Origin of the sequence: Niastella vici (assembly GCF_002077945.1) — a bacterium.
In the GTDB taxonomy this organism is placed as follows: Bacteria; Bacteroidota; Bacteroidia; order Chitinophagales; family Chitinophagaceae; genus Niastella; species Niastella vici.
The window spans coordinates 322,629-343,836 of record NZ_LVYD01000058.1; the positions used below are offsets into that span (position 1 = coordinate 322,629).

16 protein-coding genes are annotated in these 21,208 nt (G+C 44.1%); 7 read left to right on the top strand and 9 right to left on the bottom strand.

The window, feature by feature from the left end:
• The first annotated feature begins 19 nt into the window (after positions 1-19).
• The 5 genes from A3860_RS25410 to A3860_RS25430 are packed head-to-tail and all read left to right on the top strand — an operon-like array spanning position 20 to position 10,004.
• Entirely contained in the window at positions 20-2,650 is a 2,631-nt protein-coding gene (locus A3860_RS25410) for a type I polyketide synthase (RefSeq protein WP_081151378.1), read from the top strand.
• 28 nt (positions 2,651-2,678) lie between these two features.
• A complete protein-coding gene (locus A3860_RS25415) occupies positions 2,679-6,113 on the top strand; it encodes a non-ribosomal peptide synthetase (RefSeq protein WP_081151385.1) in 3,435 nt (1,144 codons plus the stop codon).
• Between the two features lie 32 nt (positions 6,114-6,145).
• Positions 6,146-6,784, top strand: coding sequence for an ABC transporter ATP-binding protein (locus A3860_RS25420; RefSeq protein WP_081151388.1), 639 nt, complete (start codon positions 6,146-6,148; stop codon positions 6,782-6,784).
• Positions 6,774-7,898, top strand: a complete 1,125-nt coding sequence (locus tag A3860_RS25425; protein WP_081151391.1) for a hypothetical protein — start codon at positions 6,774-6,776, stop codon at positions 7,896-7,898. Before A3860_RS25420 ends, A3860_RS25425 begins: the two co-directional genes overlap by 11 nt.
• 51 nt (positions 7,899-7,949) lie before the next feature.
• Positions 7,950-10,004 (top strand): prolyl oligopeptidase family serine peptidase, encoded by a 2,055-nt coding sequence (locus tag A3860_RS25430; protein WP_081151394.1) that lies wholly within the window; start codon positions 7,950-7,952, stop codon positions 10,002-10,004.
• Here the strand turns inward: A3860_RS25430 and A3860_RS25435 are convergent.
• The 9 genes from A3860_RS25435 to A3860_RS25475 all read right to left on the bottom strand — a co-directional run bounded on the left by A3860_RS25435 (position 9,990) and on the right by A3860_RS25475 (position 18,211).
• Positions 9,990-12,362, bottom strand: coding sequence for an ABC transporter permease (locus A3860_RS25435; protein WP_081151397.1), 2,373 nt, complete (start codon positions 12,360-12,362; stop codon positions 9,990-9,992). The two genes, A3860_RS25430 and A3860_RS25435, sit on opposite strands and share 15 nt — an antisense overlap.
• Before the next feature lie 107 nt (positions 12,363-12,469).
• Positions 12,470-13,078 carry a 4'-phosphopantetheinyl transferase family protein gene (locus tag A3860_RS25440; RefSeq protein WP_158085352.1) on the bottom strand — a complete coding sequence of 203 codons (609 nt, stop codon included), beginning with the start codon at positions 13,076-13,078 and terminating at the stop codon, positions 12,470-12,472.
• A 61-nt stretch (positions 13,079-13,139) separates the two neighbouring features.
• On the bottom strand, positions 13,140-13,385 hold the full coding sequence (locus tag A3860_RS25445; RefSeq protein ID WP_081151403.1) for a hypothetical protein: 246 nt from the start codon (positions 13,383-13,385) through the stop codon (positions 13,140-13,142).
• A gap of 202 nt (positions 13,386-13,587) precedes the next feature.
• The gene (locus tag A3860_RS25450) at positions 13,588-15,099 is read right to left on the bottom strand and encodes a non-ribosomal peptide synthetase (RefSeq protein WP_081151406.1); all 1,512 of its coding nucleotides are present in this window, start codon (positions 15,097-15,099) and stop codon (positions 13,588-13,590) included.
• A gap of 29 nt (positions 15,100-15,128) precedes the next feature.
• A complete protein-coding gene (locus A3860_RS25455; RefSeq protein WP_081151409.1) occupies positions 15,129-16,256 on the bottom strand; it encodes an acyl-CoA dehydrogenase family protein in 1,128 nt (375 codons plus the stop codon).
• Positions 16,257-16,294: 38 nt separating this feature from the next.
• Positions 16,295-16,549, bottom strand: a complete 255-nt coding sequence (locus A3860_RS25460) for an acyl carrier protein (RefSeq protein ID WP_143774255.1) — start codon at positions 16,547-16,549, stop codon at positions 16,295-16,297.
• A 29-nt stretch (positions 16,550-16,578) separates the two neighbouring features.
• Entirely contained in the window at positions 16,579-17,445 is an 867-nt protein-coding gene (locus tag A3860_RS25465) for a 3-hydroxyacyl-CoA dehydrogenase family protein (RefSeq protein ID WP_081151414.1), read from the bottom strand.
• 137 nt (positions 17,446-17,582) lie between these two features.
• Positions 17,583-17,942, bottom strand: a complete 360-nt coding sequence (locus A3860_RS25470) for a hypothetical protein (RefSeq protein ID WP_081151415.1) — start codon at positions 17,940-17,942, stop codon at positions 17,583-17,585.
• The gene (locus tag A3860_RS25475; protein ID WP_081151417.1) at positions 17,939-18,211 is read right to left on the bottom strand and encodes a hypothetical protein; all 273 of its coding nucleotides are present in this window, start codon (positions 18,209-18,211) and stop codon (positions 17,939-17,941) included. Before A3860_RS25475 ends, A3860_RS25470 begins: the two co-directional genes overlap by 4 nt.
• Positions 18,212-19,014: 803 nt before the next feature.
• Between A3860_RS25475 and A3860_RS25480 the strand changes: the two genes are divergently transcribed.
• Together A3860_RS25480 and A3860_RS25485 are read left to right on the top strand one after the other, a co-directional pair.
• A complete protein-coding gene (locus A3860_RS25480; protein ID WP_158085353.1) occupies positions 19,015-19,626 on the top strand; it encodes an RNA polymerase sigma-70 factor in 612 nt (203 codons plus the stop codon).
• A gap of 75 nt (positions 19,627-19,701) precedes the next feature.
• On the top strand, positions 19,702-20,925 hold the full coding sequence (locus A3860_RS25485; protein ID WP_081151420.1) for a FecR family protein: 1,224 nt from the start codon (positions 19,702-19,704) through the stop codon (positions 20,923-20,925).
• The last annotated feature ends 283 nt before the right edge of the window (positions 20,926-21,208 follow it).

The following is a 21,208-nucleotide window of genomic DNA, read 5'->3' on the forward strand; positions in this document are numbered from 1 at the left end:
TGAAAAAACTAAGGATAATATGTCACCGGATAATGGATATAATGGATTGGAAATTGCCATCATCGGCTTGTCAGGTCGGTTCCCGCAAAGCAACGATTACCGAGAGTACTGGCAGCACCTGAAGGAAGGAAAAGAACTGATCACACACTATTCGGATAAAGAACTCATACTGTCGGGTGTGCCCGAAGCGCATCTGCAGGATGTGGCGTATGTAAAAAGTATGGGCAGCGTGGGCGGAAAAGAATATTTTGATAACCGTTTTTTCGGCTACACGGCGGAGGAAGCTTCGTTGATGGACCCGCAGATCAGGGTTTTTCATGAACATTGCTGGAAGGCATTGGAAGATGCCGGATATGCAGGTATGACACAGCATAGAAAGATTGGATTGTTTGCCGGGGCTTCGGGTAGTGATCTCTGGAAGATGAATGTGTATCAACAGATGGAAAATGCAACCATCGACCCGTTGTACCTGGGCATGCTTGCGTCGGCTAATTACCTGTGTACATTGGTGTCTTATAAATTGAATCTGTGCGGGCCAGTGTTCTTTGTGGACACGGCTTGTTCAACGTCGCTGGTCGCGATTGATACAGCATGCAGAAGCCTGTTGACCCGGGAATGTAATATGGCGCTGGCAGGTGGCGTGTCGTTGAAAAGCGCCAGGCGAAAAGGATATTTTTATAAGGAGGGTATGATCCGGTCGAACGATGGGCACTGCAGGAGTTTTGATGCGGCAGCAAGCGGCACTGTGTCTGGTGAAGGCGTAGGAGTGATTGTATTGAAGAGACTGGCCGATGCCATTAAGGACAGAGATCATATCTATGGTGTAATAAGATCCTCTTTTGTAAACAATGATGGCCGGCAGAGGGTTGGTTTTACGGCTCCCAGTGTGGAAGGGCAGGCTGAATGTATTCTCGGGGCCATAAAGCTGGCGGGCATCCGTTCGGAAGAGATCAGCTTCGTAGAAGCCCATGGAACGGCTACGAGGTTGGGCGACCCTGTTGAAATTGCCGCGTTGAACAAGGCATTCAGCGGAGGAACGCAACCCTGTGCCATTGGTTCCGTAAAAACGAACATCGGTCACCTTGATGCCGCCGCCGGTGTCGCTGGCCTTATCAAGGCTGTGCTGAGCCTGAAACATAGACAGTTGCCGGCCAGTCTTCATTTCCGGCAAGCCAACCCCGAAATCAATTTTGCAGGAGGACCATTTTATGTCAATACATCATTGCTTGAATTACAACCACACGCAGAACGTCCACTTAGGGCAGGCGTGAGCTCCTTTGGCATGGGTGGTACCAATGCACACCTCATACTTGAAGAAGCACCACAGGCAGGTGCGGCGAGCCTCTCCACAGCCATGAACACCGGTCGGCCATACCAGTTATTGCCTTTATCGGCGAAGACAAAAAGTTCGCTGCTGAACTATGTAAAAGATCTGAATAGATTTCTGCAAAAAGAACCACCGGCCAGTCTGGCTGATATGGCCTTCACCTTTCAAACCGGAAGGGAGCATTTCCGGCACCGGGCCTTTTTTGTGTGCAGAAATAATGATGACCTGATTAACACGCTAAAGAATGGAGAAGAGGATTTACCGGTCTATGAATTAAATGAATCAGACCCCGGTGTGAGCTTACTATTGCCAGATCGGAATTATCTGTACGCAAATATTTGCAAAGAGTTATACCTGTATGAACGTCCGTTCAGAGAGGTAATGGAAGAAGGATTTACCATGATCGAGCGCATAACAGGCGAAGATTTCAGGACTATTCTTTACCCGGATATGCCAACAGGCGATACCGGTAACGCCGATGCCCGTCTCGGTGAAATGAAATATGCAGGGCCGCTGTTATTACTGACCAGCTATTCAATGGTGCGCACCTTATTGGCATTGGGAATAAAACCTTCCCATATTTCCACCGGCGGTGTAGGAGAATTGGTAACGGCCTGCGTTGAAGGGAGATATAGTTTTCAGGCGGCCATGGAAAAGGTCATAACGGAAGGAATCCCGGTTGCCACCGGAACACAAGATGGTCCGGAGGCGCCTTCCATAACTGTTGCCGAACAAACGCTGCAACTCATTCCAACAGAAATGCAGCAACGGGAAGAATATTTCACTGAATGTATAGGTAAATTATGGGCCCTTGGCGTGAACGTCGACTGGATGGAATACGCCCGGCATGAGACGGGCCGAAGGGTATCCCTGCCCACTTATTCCTTCGAAAAAATTGAGTTTCCCGCAGAAACAGATATTTCATTAAACGAGCCGTTGCCGGCTTCAGCAAACCCACAAACATCTGCATCCGCTGCAAACGAAAGCGGGAAACTGCCGCATTCCGGCATGGGCCATTTAGACAGGGGCAAGCTCTCAACTCCGTATGCGCCGGCTGTAACCGACACTGAAAAACAATTGGTGGCCATAGCGGAACAAATACTTGGTATTACGCCCATTGGGCTGAACGATAATTTCTTCGAGATAGGCGGCACTTCGCTGAAAGGGATGTCTTTTATTCGTAGGTCCGAGCGGCAGTTCGGCAAGGGGCTGGCGCTGCAGGAATTCTTTTTCAATCCCACCATCCGGGCGGTAGCAGAAAGGATCGATAGGGCGGCCTGGTTCAATTCGGACCTGGAAACTACCAATGAAATCATTATTTAAGATCATTACTAACGTATAAAATCAACGTATGGAGCAGCTGTTGAAAAAATTAAAGACACAGGGAATTAAAATTTCTGTCCAGGACGGCAATTTGAAAATTAAATTCATTGGAGATAAGCTTCCTGACGACATAATGCAGGAGATAAAGGATAACAAGCCTGCTCTTATCGAATACCTGAAGAACATACAACGCCATTCCGGTACGATTCCTTCTTTGACCGCACAGCCAGACTATGCCCTGTCATCTTCTCAACGCCGGCTTTGGATAGTAAGCCGGCTGGTGGAAAGCAATGCTGCCTATAACATGCATGGGGCGATGGTATTCAAGGGACGTCTCGACGTGGGCGCTCTGGAAAATGCATTTCGTCTGCTGATTGAAAGACATGAGATATTGCGCACTGTCTTCCGGGAAAATGCAGCGGGAGAGGTACGCCAGATAATTTTACCGGCGGCTATGGCAGGCTTTAAGCTGTTCATAGAGGACGCCACGTTACAGCAGGATAAAACACAATATGTCAGGGATAAGGTTGATATGGATCTTGCCCGGCCCTTTGATCTGTCAGCCGGACCTTTATTAAGAGTCACCATCTTCCGGATGGCAAATGATGAGCATGTTTGTTGCTGTACGCTGCATCATATTATTTGCGATGGCTGGTCAATGGAATTGCTGTTCAGGGAGATGCTGGTCTTTTATCGTGCGGCAGCTGCCGGGGAGAAGGCAGCGCTGGCTCCCTTACGCATTCAATACAAGGACTATGCAGCCTGGCAGCAGGAGCAGATGGAAGAAAATATACTGGCCGACCACCGGAAATACTGGATCGATCTTTTTTCAGATAGCGTGCCGGTGTTGCAACTGGGCGATAAACCACGTCCCCAGGTGAAAACATATAATGGCATGACGAGCCGGCATTCGCTGAACCCGGAGAAGGTAGCCCAATTCGGCAGCCTGTGCCAGGAAGAAGGGAGTACATTATTCATGGGATTAGTTGCCATCGTTAATGTATTGCTTCACCGGTATACTAACCAAACAGACATTACCACCGGCAGCTCTATTGCTGGCCGGGAAGATACGGAGCTGGAAGAGCAGATTGGGTATTATGCAAATGTGCTTCCTTTGCGCAACCGGTTTCGCCAAACCGACAGTTTCAGGGAACTGCTGTCCATTGTGAAAGAGGCTACGCTAAAAGCATATACACATCAGCGATATCCTTTCGATCAACTGGTCGATGAACTGGGGTTGCAACGTGATCCCGGCCGGAACCCTTTGTTCGATGTAATGATCGATTACACGGAGCCCGGAAATGATGCATGGGAAAAGAGCATTGAAGGATTGGAAATACGTCCTTATACGAATATGACCAAGACGATCAGCAAATTCGATCTCACTTTTTCTTTTACGGGAGACAGTGATGGGTTGGTGCTTGCGGTGGAATACAACACGGATCTGTTCGGGACGGCAATGATCAAACAACTGTGCGGGCATTTCGACAATTTGTTTGCCGCCGTGGTTCAGGACCCTGCCATGCCTGTTAACCGGCTGAAGATGTTGACTACCGGAGATATTGATACGCTTTTGTATACTTTCAACCGGGTGCCGGGAGAATTGGCGTCCAGAGAAGTGCAGGCATATACCCCGGTGATAGCCCTGTTCGAAAGTCAGGCCATGCGCACACCTGACCGTACTGCCATAGTATACCAGGAGGAAACGCTAACCTACAGGGAGCTAAACGATAGGGTCAGCAGGCTGGCAGCTTATCTGCAACGGAATTTTTCTATACAGCCAGGCAATCGCATTGGTGTAATGGCCGACCGGTGTTCAAATACCATCATTGCATTGTTGGCGATCCTGAAGTCGGGTTGCGCTTATGTGCCAATAGACCCTGACTATCCGCAGTCACGAAAGCGTTATATCATGAAGGATGCCCGGCTTGACCTGCTGATCACCGAGTCGGATCATCTTTGGGACCTGGACTATTTCGACGGAGTTGCATTTGCCATAGACAAGGAACCCTGGCTTGCAGAGGATGCTGCTTCCATCCAGGATAGGCTGATCGCGGGTGATGCTGCTGCGTATCTTATTTACACTTCCGGATCAACGGGTGATCCAAAGGGCTGCAGTATCAGCAATCACAGTTTTTCAAATTATATTCAATGGGCGAATGGCTATTATTTCGGGGCGGAGATGGTCCCTGATTTCGGTCTTTTCACCTCGCTTTCTTTCGATCTAACGATCACCAGCATCTTTTGTACACTCACCAGCGGAGGCAGGCTCGGTATTTTCCCTCAACGGGAGGCGATCGTCGATATATTGCGCCAGTATGTTGAAGGCGCTTTTTCTGCCAACTGTATAAAACTTACGCCGTCGCATATTGACCTGCTGAGTAAGTTGAGTCTAACGGCTTCTTCCATTAAATGCGCCATTGTGGGTGGAGAGGAGATGACAGCCAGGCATGTCGCTGCGCTTAAAAAGCTGAATCCGTCGATGAAGATCTACAACGAATATGGGCCAACGGAAACAACAGTGGGGTGTATGGTAATGCCATTAGAAGAAGGTCAGCGCATCCTTATAGGAAAGCCTATTGACAACATGAGAATTTACATTTTTGGAAATGAACGCCGTCTGGAGCCTGCGGGCGTTGCGGGGGAGATCTGTGTAGGCGGCGCGGGTGTTGGTATGGGTTACCTGAATCAATCCCGGCTTACAGAAGAAAAATTCATCGAAGACCCTTATCGTACCGGCGAGCGTATATACCGTACCGGTGATTTAGGCCGGTGGCTGCCAGATGGAGATCTGGAATTCCTGGGCCGCAAAGATGATCAGGTAAAGATCAGGGGCTACCGCATTGAGCCGGGCGAAATCGAAGCGGCACTGTGCAGGCACCGTGAGGTGGAGTTGGCCGTGGTGGCAGCGGAGACGGATGAAAGCGGCGATCTGCAGCTGGTAGCATATGTTGCGGGCGACATGGAACTGGATGCATCAATGCTGGTGGAGCATTTAAACGGGTTGTTACCTGCTTATATGATCCCCATGCGTTTTGTGCAGGTACAGGATTTCCCGATTTCGCCCAATGGGAAAGTCGACAGAAAACAGCTACGCCATGCAGCCGGCCGGTCACTGGACAGGGAAGTGGTGTATGAAGCCCCCCGGAACCCGACAGAGGAACAGCTTGCCGCTATCTGGAAGCAGGTACTTGGGCGGGAAATGGTAGGTATCCGCGATAATTTCTTCGAGATCGGCGGCAATTCCCTCAAGGCTGCCAGGTTGATGGAACTGATCAACCGGGCCTTTCCGATGAATATCTCGTTGCCTATGTTATTTAAATATCCCAACATATATTCTCTGGCCGAATATATAGTGACAGCAGGGGAGGCGGAAGTCGCCCAACCGTCGGAAAACGAGCTGTCGGAATCAACAGCGATCATAGACAGAACTTTACATTTACTACAAGACAACGGTGGTTAAAATTACTTTAAGAAGTTGTATCTTTCAGGCATATGCTAAGATTGGAAAATGTCAGGAAATATTACAATAGGAATCTGGTAATTGATTCAACATCTTTAGAATTGGATAAGGGCATTTTCTGGATAAAAGGGCCTAACGGCTCGGGCAAAACAACGTTACTGAAAATGATCGCGGGCATGTTGCCTTTTGAGGGTGATATTGTGTTCAATAATATAAGCCTGAAACGCCAACCGTTTGCCTATCGGCAGATGGTTGGCTGGGCCGAGGCAGAGCCGCTTTACCCATCGTTCGTAACAGGGAAGGACCTTTTATCATTGTATGGTGGTATCAGAAAGATGACGGTGGATGTGCGTAATGAATTACTGGAAAAGCTACGCCTATCAGGATACATTAATGATCCTGTTGGCACCTATTCGGCCGGAATGATAAAGAAGCTGTCACTGGCGCTCGCTTTTTGCGGCTTTCCTCCCCTGATCATCCTTGATGAACCACTGATCACGCTTGATCCTGATGCCTTTCTCATTGTAAACAAACTAATCATCGAACATCATGAAACGCACAAGACGACGTTTTTGATCAGTTCGCACCAGGATGCGGCGCTCCTGTCTGCCGAAGTGGGAAAGGAACTTTTTGTTGGCAACCGAACAATCACCTATTCGAATGTTCAATAGAATCAATATCCTTTTTCAGTCGCTGGTAAAGCCTTTTTACAAAGAAAATGCTACGGTCATTTTTCTTGTCTATATGTTTTTCCTCCTGGGGGTTGGGCATCTCGACGGTGAAGGCATCTACGAAATGCAGATCAAGCTCGTAACCGCTTTGCTAAACAGCACCAGCTTCTTACTGATTGTGTTTTTTTGCTGGTTGCTCTATGTACGGAAGGTGGCCGCCTTTGTGCATAGCTGGTTTAAAAAACCGGAATTGGCCTTTCTTTCTATTTTCAATAGCCTGGGGGTAGTACAGCGGTTTTTTTTGTTGCTGCTCATTCAGGTCTGTCTGCTTTTACCCATACTTATTTACCTGACGGTCATCTTTGGGATCGGCTTATATCATCATTTTTACACCTCTCTCATATATGTAGCAGTATACATATGCCTGTTATGTATTGTACCGGTGTTTTACTACCTTTTCTCTTTGAACCCGTTGAATAAGGTTCCCTCTTTCGCCTGGAAAGGAATAGATATATCGGCCGGCTTGCTGCCTGCCTATCCCCGGATCCTGGTGCGGTTTGTCGCTGCCCGGCAAAAGGTGATCTGGCTGGGTATCAAGATCATCACCTGTGGTTTACTGTATGGCATTGCCCGGAATAATACGTTGTCGGAATATGACGTGGCCTTTCCCTGCATGTTCTTTGTTTTCGGCATCCTTACCAATGCCATCATTATTCACCGGATAAGAGCATTTGAAGAAAGCAATCTGTCGTTCTACCGGGGGCTGCCTGTTTCGATGAAAAGAAGATGGGGGTATTTTGCATTGGTGTATTTTATTCTGCTGATCCCTGAATTCATAACAGCAGCCTTGCTTACCCCTGTGCATCTCCATTATGCAGATGCGCTCAATTTTGCCTTATTAGGGTACAGCCTTACTTTAATGATGGCCAGTATTACTTACCTCGCCGATTTTACCATGAAAGGGTTCCTGCTGAGGATACTGCTGCTATTTAGTATACAGTATTCTTTTATCATCAAGAACACGCTGATCTATTTATACCCGTCATATTTTGTGCTCGCTTTCCTCTTTTACTGTTTCGCATATTACAGGTTCGAAACCATAGCGGAGAAATAAATATTATTACTCATTACACTTATTGCAATTACCATGTCAATAATGGATGGAATGACACCGTTGTACCCAGAGACCAGAAAAACCGGTGACGTACACATTTACCATGGAAGGGAAGTGGCTGATCCTTATAACTGGTTAGAGGATATGGATTCTCCTGAAACCTGCCAATGGGCCGAAGAGCAGAACAGGTTCACCCGCGATTATCTTGATCGCATCCCTTTTCGGGAAGCTATTAACCGGCGGTTAGAGACCTTATGGAATTATGAGCGTTATAGTGTGCCTTTCACAGCCGGCGCTTACCTGTATTTCTACAGAAACAACGGCCACGAGGCTCAATCGGTGCTATACCGGCAAACAGGCGGGAGGGAACCCGAGATCTTTTTCGATCCCAACGACCTTTCGGATGATGGAATTGTTTCCCTGACGGCGATCGAGTTTTCAGGCGATGGCAGCCTGGCAGCTTTTCAACTGTCGGAGGCAGGCTCCGATTGGCAAAAAGTTTTTGTGATCAGGTCTTCTGACCGGCAAATCCTTGCAGATGTTCTCACCAAAGTGAAATTCTCTAGAATGGCCTGGCGGGGCAACCAGGGATTTTATTATACCTGTTATGGCGAAGCAGGCGCGGAAGGTGCTTCCTCCGGCACACCATTGAATGCCCGGCTTTATTACCACCGGCTGGGAACGCTTCAAAAAGAGGATGAACTTGTATTCGAGGGGCGCGATGGCAACCGGCGTTTCATAAACGCGTATCTGACGGCAGACGAATCCTTCCTGGTCATCGGCACTGCTATGTCTGCTACGGGCAATGACCTGTATATTCAGAACCTGAAAGAACCTGACAGCGATATCGTATGCGTTGTTGACCACCTGAACAGCCGCACCAGCATAGTACACAACGATGGCAGCCTGCTGTATCTTCATACTAATATAAACGCTCCGAATTTTACAATTGTAACCGCTGAAGCCGCCGATCCTTCTCCCGGCCGGTGGCGTGTATTTTTGCCGGAAGCTGAGTGCGTACTGCAGGTATCCGTCAGCGGTGGTATGTTGTTTGCTCACTATCTCGAAAATGCCGTCTCGAAAGTATTGCAATACCGGCCTGATGGCAGCTTTGTACGGGAAGTTGCCTTTCCTAAAGGCGGTACTGTATCGGGGTTCTGGTCAAAAGCCATCGACAACAAAACGTATTATACTTTCTCCTCGTATACCTGTGCACCTGTAATTTTTGCTTACGATGTGGTTACGGGTGAATCGTCGCTATACAAATTTTCACAAGTCAGGTTCGATGAAAAGAGATATGAATCCAAACAGGTGTTTTATACTTCCTGTGATGGCTGCAGAATACCCATGACGGTTATTTACCGGAAAGGCCTGGTAATGAACGGCAGGAACCCGGCTCTCTTATATGGCTATGGCGGCTTTGGCACTAATATGTTGCCGGAGTTCGATGTTTCGAATATTATTTTGCTTGAGCAGGACGGAGTTTATGCGGTGCCGAATATACGGGGCGGGGGAGAATATGGGAGAAACTGGCATGAGGCGGGTATGCGTATGAATAAGCAAACTGTGTTTGATGATTTTATTGCCGCAGCTGAGTATCTGATAAATAATAAATATACTTCTGCAGCTTATATGGCGATAGCCGGCACCTCGAATGGCGGTCTGTTAGCAGGCGCAGTAATGGCTCAGCGGCCCGACATATGCAAGGTTGTCTTTCCGGCTTGTGGCGTTATGGATATGTTGCGGTATCATAAATTCCCGGCAGGTGTGGCATGGACGAAAGAGTATGGTACAGCCGACGATTCGAAAGAAATGTTTGAATGCCTGTTGAAATATTCACCCTATCATTCGTTGAAACCTGCTGCGTATCCGGCCGCACTGATCATGACTGCAGATCATGACGACCGGGTAGCGCCTGCACATTCCTTTAAATTCACTGCACAATTGCAGGAATGCCAGTTAGGTGCTGCGCCCGTGTTCGTTCGCATTGAAAAGAATGCCGGACACGGATCAGGAAGATCAACGGAGCAACTTATAAAAGAACAGGCTGATAAATGGGCCTTCTTCTTTGCCAACATCCCTGCCGGCTACTCATTGGTCTTTTAAACTCTCCTTCGGATTAGCCGTTGCCGCCTTTATTGATTGGTAGCTTACTGTCGCTATAGTTATAGCCAGGGTGCCAACACCGGTGGCGAGAAAGATCCACAAGGATATATTGGTACGGTACTCATAATTCTGCAGCCATTTATACATGAAGAGATATACAAGGGGCGAGGCAATCAACAGTGAAAGTATTATCAGCAAAACAAAATCTTTCAGCAACATTCCCCATAGATTGTATACAGACGCTCCCAACACCTTACGAACGCCGATTTCCTTTCTTCGCTGTTCCGCCGTGAAGGATGCCAGACCGAACAATCCCAGGCAGGAAATAAAGATCGCCAGTACGGTGAATACCATGGCCAGCTTGCCGATCTGTACTTCATTATCGAACTTCCGCGCATACTCCTCATCTACAAACTGATATTCAAATGCGCCTGGATTGAACCGTTTGAACACGGGCTCTATCCGGGCGATCGCATTTTGCAGGGAACCTGTTGGCCGAAGCTTTATAAAAAGAATATTGTTCTCTTTATAGGTCATGTAAAAAATTGTCGACTCCGGGTGGGTATAGGGTGATTGCGTGATCATATCTTTCACCACGCCTATGATCATATGATCTCTGCCACCGAAGCGTATCGATTCTCCAACAGGGTGTTGCATGCCGGTGAGCCTGGCTGTTGCTTCATTGATAATGATCATAGTAGAGTCAGACGGATAATCCCTTGAAAAATCCCTTCCTTCCTTTAAGTGCCACCCAATGGTCTTGCCATAATCGTGTGTTGCGCCTACGGTACCGATGAGCGCTGTCACATTGGGGTCTTTCCCTTTCCACGAATAATCGTTGTCGAGCCTAATGGTTTCAGTAGTGGTGAATGAGGATTCAGCTATATCTGACACCACGCCCGTCTGTATCAATTCGTCACGCAGCCTGTTGTAAGGAGCGCTGTTAAGTTCAGGCGTGTTCATAACTATGGTGAGGAGCCCATCGCGTTGATAGCCTATCGGTCTCTCCTTGGCATACTGTATTTGACGGTAAACGATAATAGTCCCGATCATCAGCACGATGGATACTGTAAACTGTATCACTAACAATATTTTCCGGGGCAGTGCAGAGCTGGGGCCGGCTGCAAAGCCGCCTTTTAACACTTTAATTGGTTGGAAAGCTGACAGGTAAAAAGAGGGGTAGCTACCGGCGAAGAGTCCTGTAACAAGGGATACCAGCAGGGTCAATCCCCAGAAAACAGGGCTTGCATAAGGGATCGACACCTGTTTATGGGATATTTCATTGAAAAATGATAAGGACAGTTGTGCGACTCCGATGGCTATTATGAATGCTATAACGCTTACCAGTATGGCTTCGCCGAAAAATTGTCCCATTAACTGCCAACGCGTAGAACCGATGGCTTTACGGATCCCCACCTCTTTGGCTCTAATGCTACTGCGGGCGGTGGTCAGGTTCATGAAGTTAATGCAGGCAAGCACCAATATAAAAACACCAATTATGGCAAACAGCCATACCAGTTTAAGCCGGCCTCCGTAAGCCTTGCCTTCCCGAAAATCATTATACAGGTGCCACTTGCTCATCGGATGCAGGAATATCTCTTCATTGCCTTCTTTAATAAATGGCTTGGCAATATTCCTGATTTTCGCATTGGCTTTATCCAGGTCAACGCCCTCATTCAGTTCAACGAACAATTTCCAAAAACGTGTATCCCATAGTGTTGTATTCTCTTTTAACCAGGGAAGCACGGTCAGTGCCTTGTTCCAGGGGAGGAATATCGTTGTATTGTGAAAGGTGGTGTTTTCAGGAAGGTCTTCAAAAACCCCGCCCACTTTGAGCACGACCGAATTGTCCATGGTAATGGTCTTGTTCGTTGCCTCTTCCTTACCGAACAGGGCTGTTGCAAGGGATTGGCTGATCAGTGCAGACGATGCATCTTTCAATGCATTTTGCTCACCGCTGATCATTTTAAAGGTGAGCATCTCTGGCAATTCGGGGTCTGCCCAGGTACCGGGGGCCGAAACCCGCCTGTCACCGACAGCCAGTGAGTGGGTGTAATTGGGAAAAGCAAGAACGACATGTTTGAAATCATCCCCGTACTTGGTGCGTATGGCGTCGGCCAGAGGGATGGCTATTGCTTCGCTGGTACTGGTATTGCCGTTGAACGTTTGAACGTCCATAGCCTGGGCAATACGTTTATAGCGTTCGTGGTAATGATCGAAGGATAGCTCATTCCAGATCCAGAGGCCTATCAGGAGGGCAACGGACATGCCTATAGTGAGACCTGCAATATTGATAAGGGTATTACTTTTGTGTTTCAACAGGTTCCGCCAGGCCGTACGTAGAAAATTTCTAAACATAATCTGATTATAAGAAAAGGTTGAAAATTTTATGTGCCAATATTTAAAACCAATTTACCTAAAAAAAAGAAGCGGTGAACAAAATGAGTACCTAAATGTAAATTCTCCTATGTGTAAAAATTAACCGGGGTAAACGATATCGGGCAATCTTTACAACTGGTGGCCAGGCTGGCGCTGTAATTTGAATCCAGGTCCAGGTCGGAAATAAACCATGTTTGCCCTTCTACCATTACGCTTTCACTTAATACATCCACTTTGAAAAGAGGAATGGTTAATCCTATTCCGTTTGCTTTTATTACACTTTCCTTTCTGGTCCATAGTTTATAAAACAAATCCATCTTTCCTTCCATGTTCTTCAGGAATTCCCACTCTGCTTGTGAAAAAACTGCTTTAAAATCATCAGGATTAACCTGTGATATTTTTTGTTCCAGATCCACACCCAGTTTTATCTCCCTGCTAATGGCGCAAACAATATATTTTCCTGAATGTGAAATATTGAAGTTTATATTATCATCGATAAATGGTTTATTATGATCATTGAATCGCAGGTTATTGAGTATGTTATTGCTAAAACCATATTTAATTAAAGCGTTTTGAAGTAAAATCTTGCCAAAGAGATGAGCATGCTTGTCTTGCCATCGCAGATATCTTTTGTTTTTTATTTGTTCGCTTTCAGGTAAAAAGCTAAAGTAGTGTTCCCATAGGGAAGAAGACATGGGACCATGTATTTCACTTGTATAAATTTCTACCATAAATTTCACTTATGCCTTGCAAAAATTACTTTTTTTTAAGGTTACGCATCAAATTTTCTTCCGAACGCATTTTAGCTTCATTGGATAACCTTTCCTCAAGTAGGATTGCATTTAAAAACGAAGCCGCCTTATTAGCAAGGTCACGATTACCTTCACATGCTGCTATCCATTTATTCCAATTTATAATTTGAGTTTCATCTTTTTTGAAATACCAGGCGATAAAACTTTCATCCACGATCAAATCTTCAATGGACTTATAGTTTTTTTTCATAAAACAGCCTGGGATAAATTTTAATGGAAATGATTTTCGAACATTTTTATTTCCGGCATCTGCGCAGTTCCCCTTTTATAAAAAAAACTTTAATAAATGTGCCATTTTCTTAGGGGGTTGATTTTTAATGCTTTAGTGGTTGTGAAATTGCGCTGGTGACCGTTTTTGAAAAAAAAGTGTTCGATTTTGATACAGGATGCTGTTATGAAATAAGGCTTGCCAGCTCTTTACGGTTTACTTTCCCATTTCCGGTAACAGGAAAAGCGGTTAAAAACACGATTTTTTTAGGAATCATATATTCAGGAAGGCGAAGGCTTAGAAAATGCTTTAATACCTGGGAGTCGATTTCGGCATTCGACGTATAAAATGCAACCAGTACTTTAATATTGTATGCAAAATCCTTAACTATAACAATGCAGTCCCTTACTAATGGATACGTATTTAAAATAGCTTCTATTTCTCCTAATTCTATGCGTATGCCATGTATTTTCACCTGCTGGTCTATCCGTTCAATGTATTCGAGGTTTCCATCGGGTAACAATCTTACCCAATCGCCGGTTTTGTAAAATTTTCCATTTATAATTTCCGGATTGGTATCGAAACGTTCTGCAGTTAATTCAACCCTGTTAAGATATCCTCTGGCAAGACCGCAACCGGCAATACACAGTTCGCCCGTTTTGCCCGGGGGGTGCACCATATTATCGTTTATTACAAAGGTTTGGATGCCCTGTATAGGTTTACCTATCGGTATAATGTCGGGTGTGTTTGTATCGATATCATAATAAGTGACATCAATGGTAGCTTCTGTAGGGCCGTAAAGATTGGTTAATGTAGTTCCGTTTTTGTTTTCCAATAAATTTTTAAAGTCTTCAACATGATTTGATTTAAGGGCTTCGCCACTGCAAAAAACTTTTTTTAATGATACCAGGCAGTCGGCAGAATCTGCATTGTTTACATAATGCAGGAACATACTTAACATAGAAGGTACAAAATGTATGATTGTGATCCTGTGTTGCTGCACTGTATCAGTGATGACCATAGGATACTTTTCCATACCGGGCATTAAAAAGCACATTTTCGCTCCCGTAAACGACCACCATAATAATTCCCAAACCGATACATCGAATGTATCAGGTGTTTTCTGCAGTATTGTATCGTTTTCGCCGATAGGGTATTTTTGTTGCATCCACTCCAGTCTGTTCAATAAAGAATGATGCTCAATCATTACCCCCTTGGGTTTACCCGTAGAACCCGAAGTATAAATAACATATGCCAGATCACCCGGATTATTAACATGTGGAGGATTACCGGCAGGGCAATCGGTGTAGTTACTGTTGTCGTCATCGAGCACCACGCAATCTAAATGCTTACTGAATGCAGCCTGGTACTGTTTTTTTGTAAGTACCAGCCTGATAGCGCTATCTGCAATTAAATCGCTTACTCTCTCCTGCGGATCATGCTCGGAAAGCGGTAAAAAAGCGCCGCCGGCTTTCAATATACCTAAAATGCCAATGATCATTTCCAATGATCTGTCAACCATAAGCCCTATGATCTCATCGGGTTTAACATTCTTTTTTCTAAGTATCCAGGCCAGACGGTTTGCCAGGCTATTGAGCATATTGTAGGTAAGACATTTGTCGTTGAAAATGACAGCAATCTGGTGAGGCGTTTTTGTTACCTGCTCCTCGAAGCTTTCTATGATAGTTGATTTCATTTCTAACAGAACATAATATTTATAAATACTTACAGAAGTGTATCGCCTAACGCATTTTTACATACCTGGGTTGTACCTTCAATAATTTCCATAATTTTAGAATCGCGGTAACAGCGGGCCACCCGCGTGTTTTCCCGGCAACCTGCTGCGCCCTGCATTTGAACAGCATTACCTGAAGCCTGAACTGCCTCAACCGAAGCCATCAGTTTCGCCATTATAGCTTTTTCAATAGCCTGCGGGCTATGCTTATCTTCGAGGTAACTGGCCTGCCAGCATAGCAAACTAACCGCTTCCTGCCTTGTGCACATGTCAGCTATTACTGATTTAACCGATTCCAATGAGTGGAGTAATTTTTTTCCTATCATCCGTTTTTTGGAATAGGCAATACTTTCTTCTACACAGGCGCGCATTAAACCGGCAGCAGACCAGGCAGTGCTTATTCTACCGTAATGAAGCCCCAGGTTGGCTACACACGACAAACCAAAGCCAGGCCGCCCAATCACATTCCATTGCGGTACCCGGCAATTTTGAAAAGTTATTTCGGATAAATGAGATGCCCTGAAGCCCATCATATCTTTTATGGGTTCAATGTGAATACCCGGGGTATTACGTTCAACGATACATGCCACCGGCAACTGCCCGTTTAATTTTCCGAACACCAGGAATATATCAGCATATTCAGAAAAAGTGATCCATTTCTTTTGGCCATTTATAACCATATCATCATCCTGTAACGAAAAGGATGTTTCAATAAATTGAATATTACTGCCCCCTGCCGGTTCTGTTAAAGCAAATGAAGCGATTTGTTCCCCTGCCGAAATCCGGGGCAGCCACTGATTTTTTTGTGCTGATGTACCCCATTTTAAAATGCATACAGCTACCATTGCCTGAACGGTAAACAATCCGGTTAATGAAGAACTGGCTCTTCCAAAAGCTTCATTTAAAAGGCCGAAAGTAATGTTATCCCATTCGCCACCGCCATACTGTTGAGGAAGAATACCTCCAATAAATCCTGCTTTACCACATTGCTTCAGTACGTTATGCGGGATGCGTTGTTCGTGCTCCCATTCTTCTGCAAACGGAGATACATACTTGTCGACGAATTGTTTGAAAGTGCTATATCTTTCGAGTTGTTGGTCGTTGAGCAAATGTATCATACAACTTTATTCTAAACTTGCTTTATATATGTATCGCCTCAATTTACCCGGCTAACCTTCCGGGTAACAAAAGACGCGATAGTTTTTACTGACTTAAAATTTGATATATCCAAATCTTCCATGGTGATCTTTATCTTAAAATCTCTTTCCAGAAACGTCATTAGCTGAATAATAAAAAGAGAATTTACAATACCGCTTTCGAAAATGTCGGTATTTTCATCAAGCTCCATAAGGCCGGCGCACCTGAGAATATAACCTTTGATGACTTCAGTATACGAAATTGTTTTTTCCATAATTTGATAACTTAATAATAAAATATATGCTATTGCAGATTTATATTATAGTCATAAAATCCTTTCCCTGTTTTACGCCCTAAATGCCCTGCATCAACCATTCGGCGTATTACCGGGCAACACCTGAACTTAGGATCTTTATAACTTTCATAAAGGACATCAATAGATTTCATAACAGTATCGAGCCCTATCAGGTCGGCAGTTTCCAAAGGGCCCATTTTGTGAAAAAAGCACTTTTTGAATATCTTATCGATGTCTCGTGCAGAGGCTACATTATCCTGGTACACAAAAGCTGCTTCGTTGATAAAAAGATGAGATATGCGATTCGAAACAAACCCTGGAAAATCCTGTACAACGATGGCTTCTTTGTTTAATGTTGCAAGGAATTGTATTATTAAATCCAGCGTATTATCAGAGGTATGTATACCGCGCATTACTTCTACTGTTGGCATCAGGTTTACAGGATTCATAAAATGCACACCGACGATCTTATCACGCCTACTGGTAACACCCGCCAGTTTTGTTACAGAAATACAGGAAGTATTAACGCCAAAACAAATATGCGGTGGGCAAATCTGATCGAGGCGCCGGTATACTTTTTCCTTAACAGCCCAGTCTTCATAAACATTTTCTATTATAAGATCACAATCTTCAGTATCTTCCATTTGCGTAGTAGCTTCTATGTCTGCAAGCAACTTTTCGTGGTTTGGATTTTCTTTAGACCGCCCACGCATGAGCAATGCAAATTTCAATTCCTGGTCAATTTTAATACGTGCAGCCATCAGCGCATCATCGGTTACGTCTACCAGTTTTACATGATATCCGTTAAGAAGCAAATCCACTGCCATGCTGCTGCCAATGTTACCTGCGCCGATAATGCCAATTTTTTTTAACATATATTCATCAATTTGTTGTACTAAAGAAACAACTTTCCCCTAAGGGGCTCTCCGGGCCTGCGGGCTGGCTAAAGAATATTCTTCTTTAGATAATCTCAAATAATTCGTGTTATGGGGGATGTGTTTTTCATCAGATATTATACTTCTGTATTGCTGTTATTCATTAGCGCATCATATTCTTCTTTGTTTACAGGAACAAGAAACCCGATGCCTTCCATCGTCTTAAGCGTTATATCTGCAACGCATTTTACTTTCTCATAATTTAAAGTAACGCCTCCTTCAATATGAAGTATCCCATCACCCGTATCAAAATCGGCCCTGGTAAAATCGCAATAATTCTTATTGAGCTTTATGCCCAGCTCAGTACCAGTTTCTTTAAAAAGAATATGAACATATCCAAGATCAATACGTTCTTTTAAAGCCTTTGCCGTTTTGTCTGGTCTGTTGGCCTGAACGGGATGATTACCGGCTGATAATTTTTCTACAAGTTCAATCATAGTTTTTGTTTTTCTTCGCTGAAAGTCAACCTGTATTGAAGTTCTGATAACATTTTTTCTTTATTTGCTCTAAAACTAAAATTCTCATACTTTGCCAGTTCCTGCCAGATACTTTCTTCTTTGTCTTCAGCAACTGGTGTAATAAAAAAAATAGCGGCGGTTCTCCTGGTCAGGATGTTTTCGTAGGGCAACTCCCATTTTTCTATTAATCCCTTTTTCATAAGATTTTCCAGGTGTTCTTTAACTTCGATTATGTCTGGAACATGCATAACTAAAAATTTTATTAATTAAACAAAAATGCTTGAATCTGCAGTTTGTAACATGTTCTCCCGGAGCCATACCTTAAATAATTGTGTAAAAAGGAGGCCTCAATCCTTTCATAAAAGATTGCAAAGAATCGGCAGCAACAAATCTGATCTTCTTACTAACAAATTACCGCCGTTACCTAAAAACAAACTTTTACGGAGTAACAGGCCTTGCCTCCCGAAAGCTGTTGCTATTACAAGTAACACGATTACAGGTAAATGAGCTATAATTGAAGGTTAAAATAAAACTACTTCTAAACCTAATATTCCCAACTATAAGTAATACGATTCTATTGGCGGGTAATACTCAATAATAATTTTAAGGCAACTGCAGGCATTTTAATATAAAGTGTGCAGCTAATTCCTGCCTTCAGGTGTTAACGTAAAGCAGGAACGAAAAAATGACATAGGTATGTACATTGATTGTACCTCTTTGTAGCTAAATGTATGAAAGCCACAAGAATGCAAATTCTGTATTGGGAAGTAGAGGCTTTCCTTTGCTTTCTCCTGTTTTCATCAACTTTACTAACGTTATGTTTATCATTACTGTGTAGAAGCAGGGTTCTTAATTATTCTGCTTTAAAAACTATTTGCCGCAACCCCTAAACCTGCATATCAGTAAAACCTCTGTCTGGTAAAATCATAAAACAAAGTTTTTACAGTGCGTAACTCAATTGCTGAGGCAACGATGTATTGACTTGCTCCATCCATTTAGGTATATTATTCCTTTTTAGTACTTTTATGCTATTGCTTGTCATTCTTACCACTTGAATAGTAACTTATCACATACTGATAAAGAACTTTTTACACGAATTTCCAGGGGCGACGAAGTTGCTTTTGCCGAAATTTATCTCAGGTATACTGAAAAGCTGTATCCTCATGTTACCAGGTTGCTCGATTCTGACCTTTGGGCAGAAGAAATTGTGCAGGATGTATTTACAAAACTTTGGCAGGTCCGTCAATCGCTTTCCAGTGTAGAGAATCCTTCTGCGTATCTATACCGAATGGCGGGTAACCGCACCCTCGATCATCTGAAACACCATGCTATTGAAGTAAAGATGCAATATCATATGGTGCGCGAAGCTGAATATTTATGGAATAATAGCCTGGAAGAACATCATGACTCCCGTATCAGTGGGATTAAGAGGGCGGTAGAACAATTAACTGCTCAAAAACAATTGATCTTCCGGTTAAAGCATGTAGAGGGTCTTACCTATGAAGAAATAGCACATAAATTACAGCTATCCAAAAATACAGTCCGCAATCACCTGACGGAAGCTCTGCATTTTATACGTACCTACCTGTTTAAAAAAGGCGTTTTCATTTTACTCTACTTATATTATTACTTGTACTACTACTTGAACTGCCCTAAGAAATAATTTCTTAAAATGCTGGTACTTTTTTTAAACCTGGTCGTCTTACAGTAAAAGAACCGGAGTTATTGAATAGTTCAAATGAATGATCAACAAGTATATATCACTTACTTATGGCAACAGTTTGTCGATAAAAAAGCTTCCCCGGAGGAACTGGATGCTTTGTTTAATTATCTGGGGAACGCGGAAAATGATGAAATAAACCGCGCTTTTCTGGAACAGTATTTTGAAGGTCTTACTACATCAGATACTATTGACAGGGAATTTTGGTTGAATAAATTGAAAGAAATAATGGAGCCGCCTGGCCGGCAGCCTAAACCTGCCCCGGTTCGTAGCATTTCCAATAAACGGTGGTGGGCTGCTGCAGCAGTTTTGATTATTGGGATAGGTACTGCCGCATTGTTTGGTGTATTTAATAAAATAAATAATAAACAGGCAACAACAAAAAGTAGCCCACAAGTACAAAACGATGTATTACCTGGCGGAGATAAGGCTGTACTTACCCTGGCCAACGGTAAAAAAATATTTTTGGATAGTGCAAAAGGTGATATTGTACGGCAGGGAAGCCTGAAAATAACTAATACTAATAATAAACTGGATTATGAAGGTCAGGTTGAGACTGTGGAATATCATACTTTATCTACTCCACGTGGCGGGCAATACAAAATACAATTACCGGATGGAACTGATGTTTGGTTAAATGCTGCATCAAGCATTACCTATCCAACTGCGTTTAAAGGAAGGGCAAGGAATGTGACGATCACCGGCGAAGCGTATTTTGAAGTTGCGAAGGATATAACCAAGCCTTTTCGTGTGCAGGTCCATGATATTGAAGTAGAAGTACTTGGTACGCATTTTAATATTAATTCCTATGAAGACGAGGGGAACATAGCAACCACACTTCTTGAAGGAAGCGTGAAAATTCAGACCGCCGACGCTAAGTCTTCTGGCCGGCAACAAACTTTGGTCTTGAAACCTGGTCAACAAGCCGTTGCTGCGCTTTCTGGCTTGAAACCCGGTCAGAAGACTGCGGCGCGTTTGATGGTGGATAACAGCTTCGACATGGAAGAGGTGATGGCCTGGAAAAATGGTTCTTTCTATTTTAATCGCGCCGGATTGCAGGTAGTTATGAGGCAGTTGTCGCGCTGGTACGATATTGATGTGGTTTTTGAAAGTGGGATACCGGATATTAAAATCTGGGGAGAGATGAAGAGGAATCTGAATTTGTCGGAAGCGCTTGCTGCTTTGGGTAAAATGAATGTTCATTTCAGGATTGAAGGAAAAAAGCTGATTGTGATGCCATGAACCACAGGGGCTATTAGTTCTAACAACAGCCTAAAGGTAACACTATTCAATAAATGAAGATAGAAGAGCAGGTAAAAAGAGTAAGACCCGGTTAATCCAAAAGGTACAAAACAAAAAATGGTGATTACCAGCACGAAAATATACCAGGATAAAATCTTGAAAGCAGATTATTGCTTCCGCAAATTACAAAGACAAAAACCTTCCTTCAAAAGAAAATGGCAATGTTGCTATCGTCGCTTTTAAACGGTAGTTAACATATGGAAATGTCGCGATCGGTGACCTT

Coding starts and splice junctions, on each gene's coding strand:
- A3860_RS25425 (WP_081151391.1), top strand. CDS start 6,774: ATGTTCAATAGAATCAATATCCTTTTTCAGTCGCTGGTAAAGCCTTTT.
- A3860_RS25470 (WP_081151415.1), bottom strand. CDS start 17,942: ATGATTGAACTTGTAGAAAAATTATCAGCCGGTAATCATCCCGTTCAG.
- A3860_RS25415 (WP_081151385.1), top strand. CDS start 2,679: ATGGAGCAGCTGTTGAAAAAATTAAAGACACAGGGAATTAAAATTTCT.
- A3860_RS25420 (WP_081151388.1), top strand. CDS start 6,146: ATGCTAAGATTGGAAAATGTCAGGAAATATTACAATAGGAATCTGGTA.
- A3860_RS25450 (WP_081151406.1), bottom strand. CDS start 15,099: ATGAAATCAACTATCATAGAAAGCTTCGAGGAGCAGGTAACAAAAACG.
- A3860_RS25440 (WP_158085352.1), bottom strand. CDS start 13,078: ATGTCTTCTTCCCTATGGGAACACTACTTTAGCTTTTTACCTGAAAGC.
- A3860_RS25485 (WP_081151420.1), top strand. CDS start 19,702: ATGAATGATCAACAAGTATATATCACTTACTTATGGCAACAGTTTGTC.
- A3860_RS25445 (WP_081151403.1), bottom strand. CDS start 13,385: ATGAAAAAAAACTATAAGTCCATTGAAGATTTGATCGTGGATGAAAGT.
- A3860_RS25430 (WP_081151394.1), top strand. CDS start 7,950: ATGACACCGTTGTACCCAGAGACCAGAAAAACCGGTGACGTACACATT.
- A3860_RS25460 (WP_143774255.1), bottom strand. CDS start 16,549: ATGGAAAAAACAATTTCGTATACTGAAGTCATCAAAGGTTATATTCTC.
- A3860_RS25410 (WP_081151378.1), top strand. CDS start 20: ATGTCACCGGATAATGGATATAATGGATTGGAAATTGCCATCATCGGC.
- A3860_RS25465 (WP_081151414.1), bottom strand. CDS start 17,445: ATGTTAAAAAAAATTGGCATTATCGGCGCAGGTAACATTGGCAGCAGC.
- A3860_RS25435 (WP_081151397.1), bottom strand. CDS start 12,362: ATGTTTAGAAATTTTCTACGTACGGCCTGGCGGAACCTGTTGAAACAC.
- A3860_RS25455 (WP_081151409.1), bottom strand. CDS start 16,256: ATGATACATTTGCTCAACGACCAACAACTCGAAAGATATAGCACTTTC.
- A3860_RS25475 (WP_081151417.1), bottom strand. CDS start 18,211: ATGCATGTTCCAGACATAATCGAAGTTAAAGAACACCTGGAAAATCTT.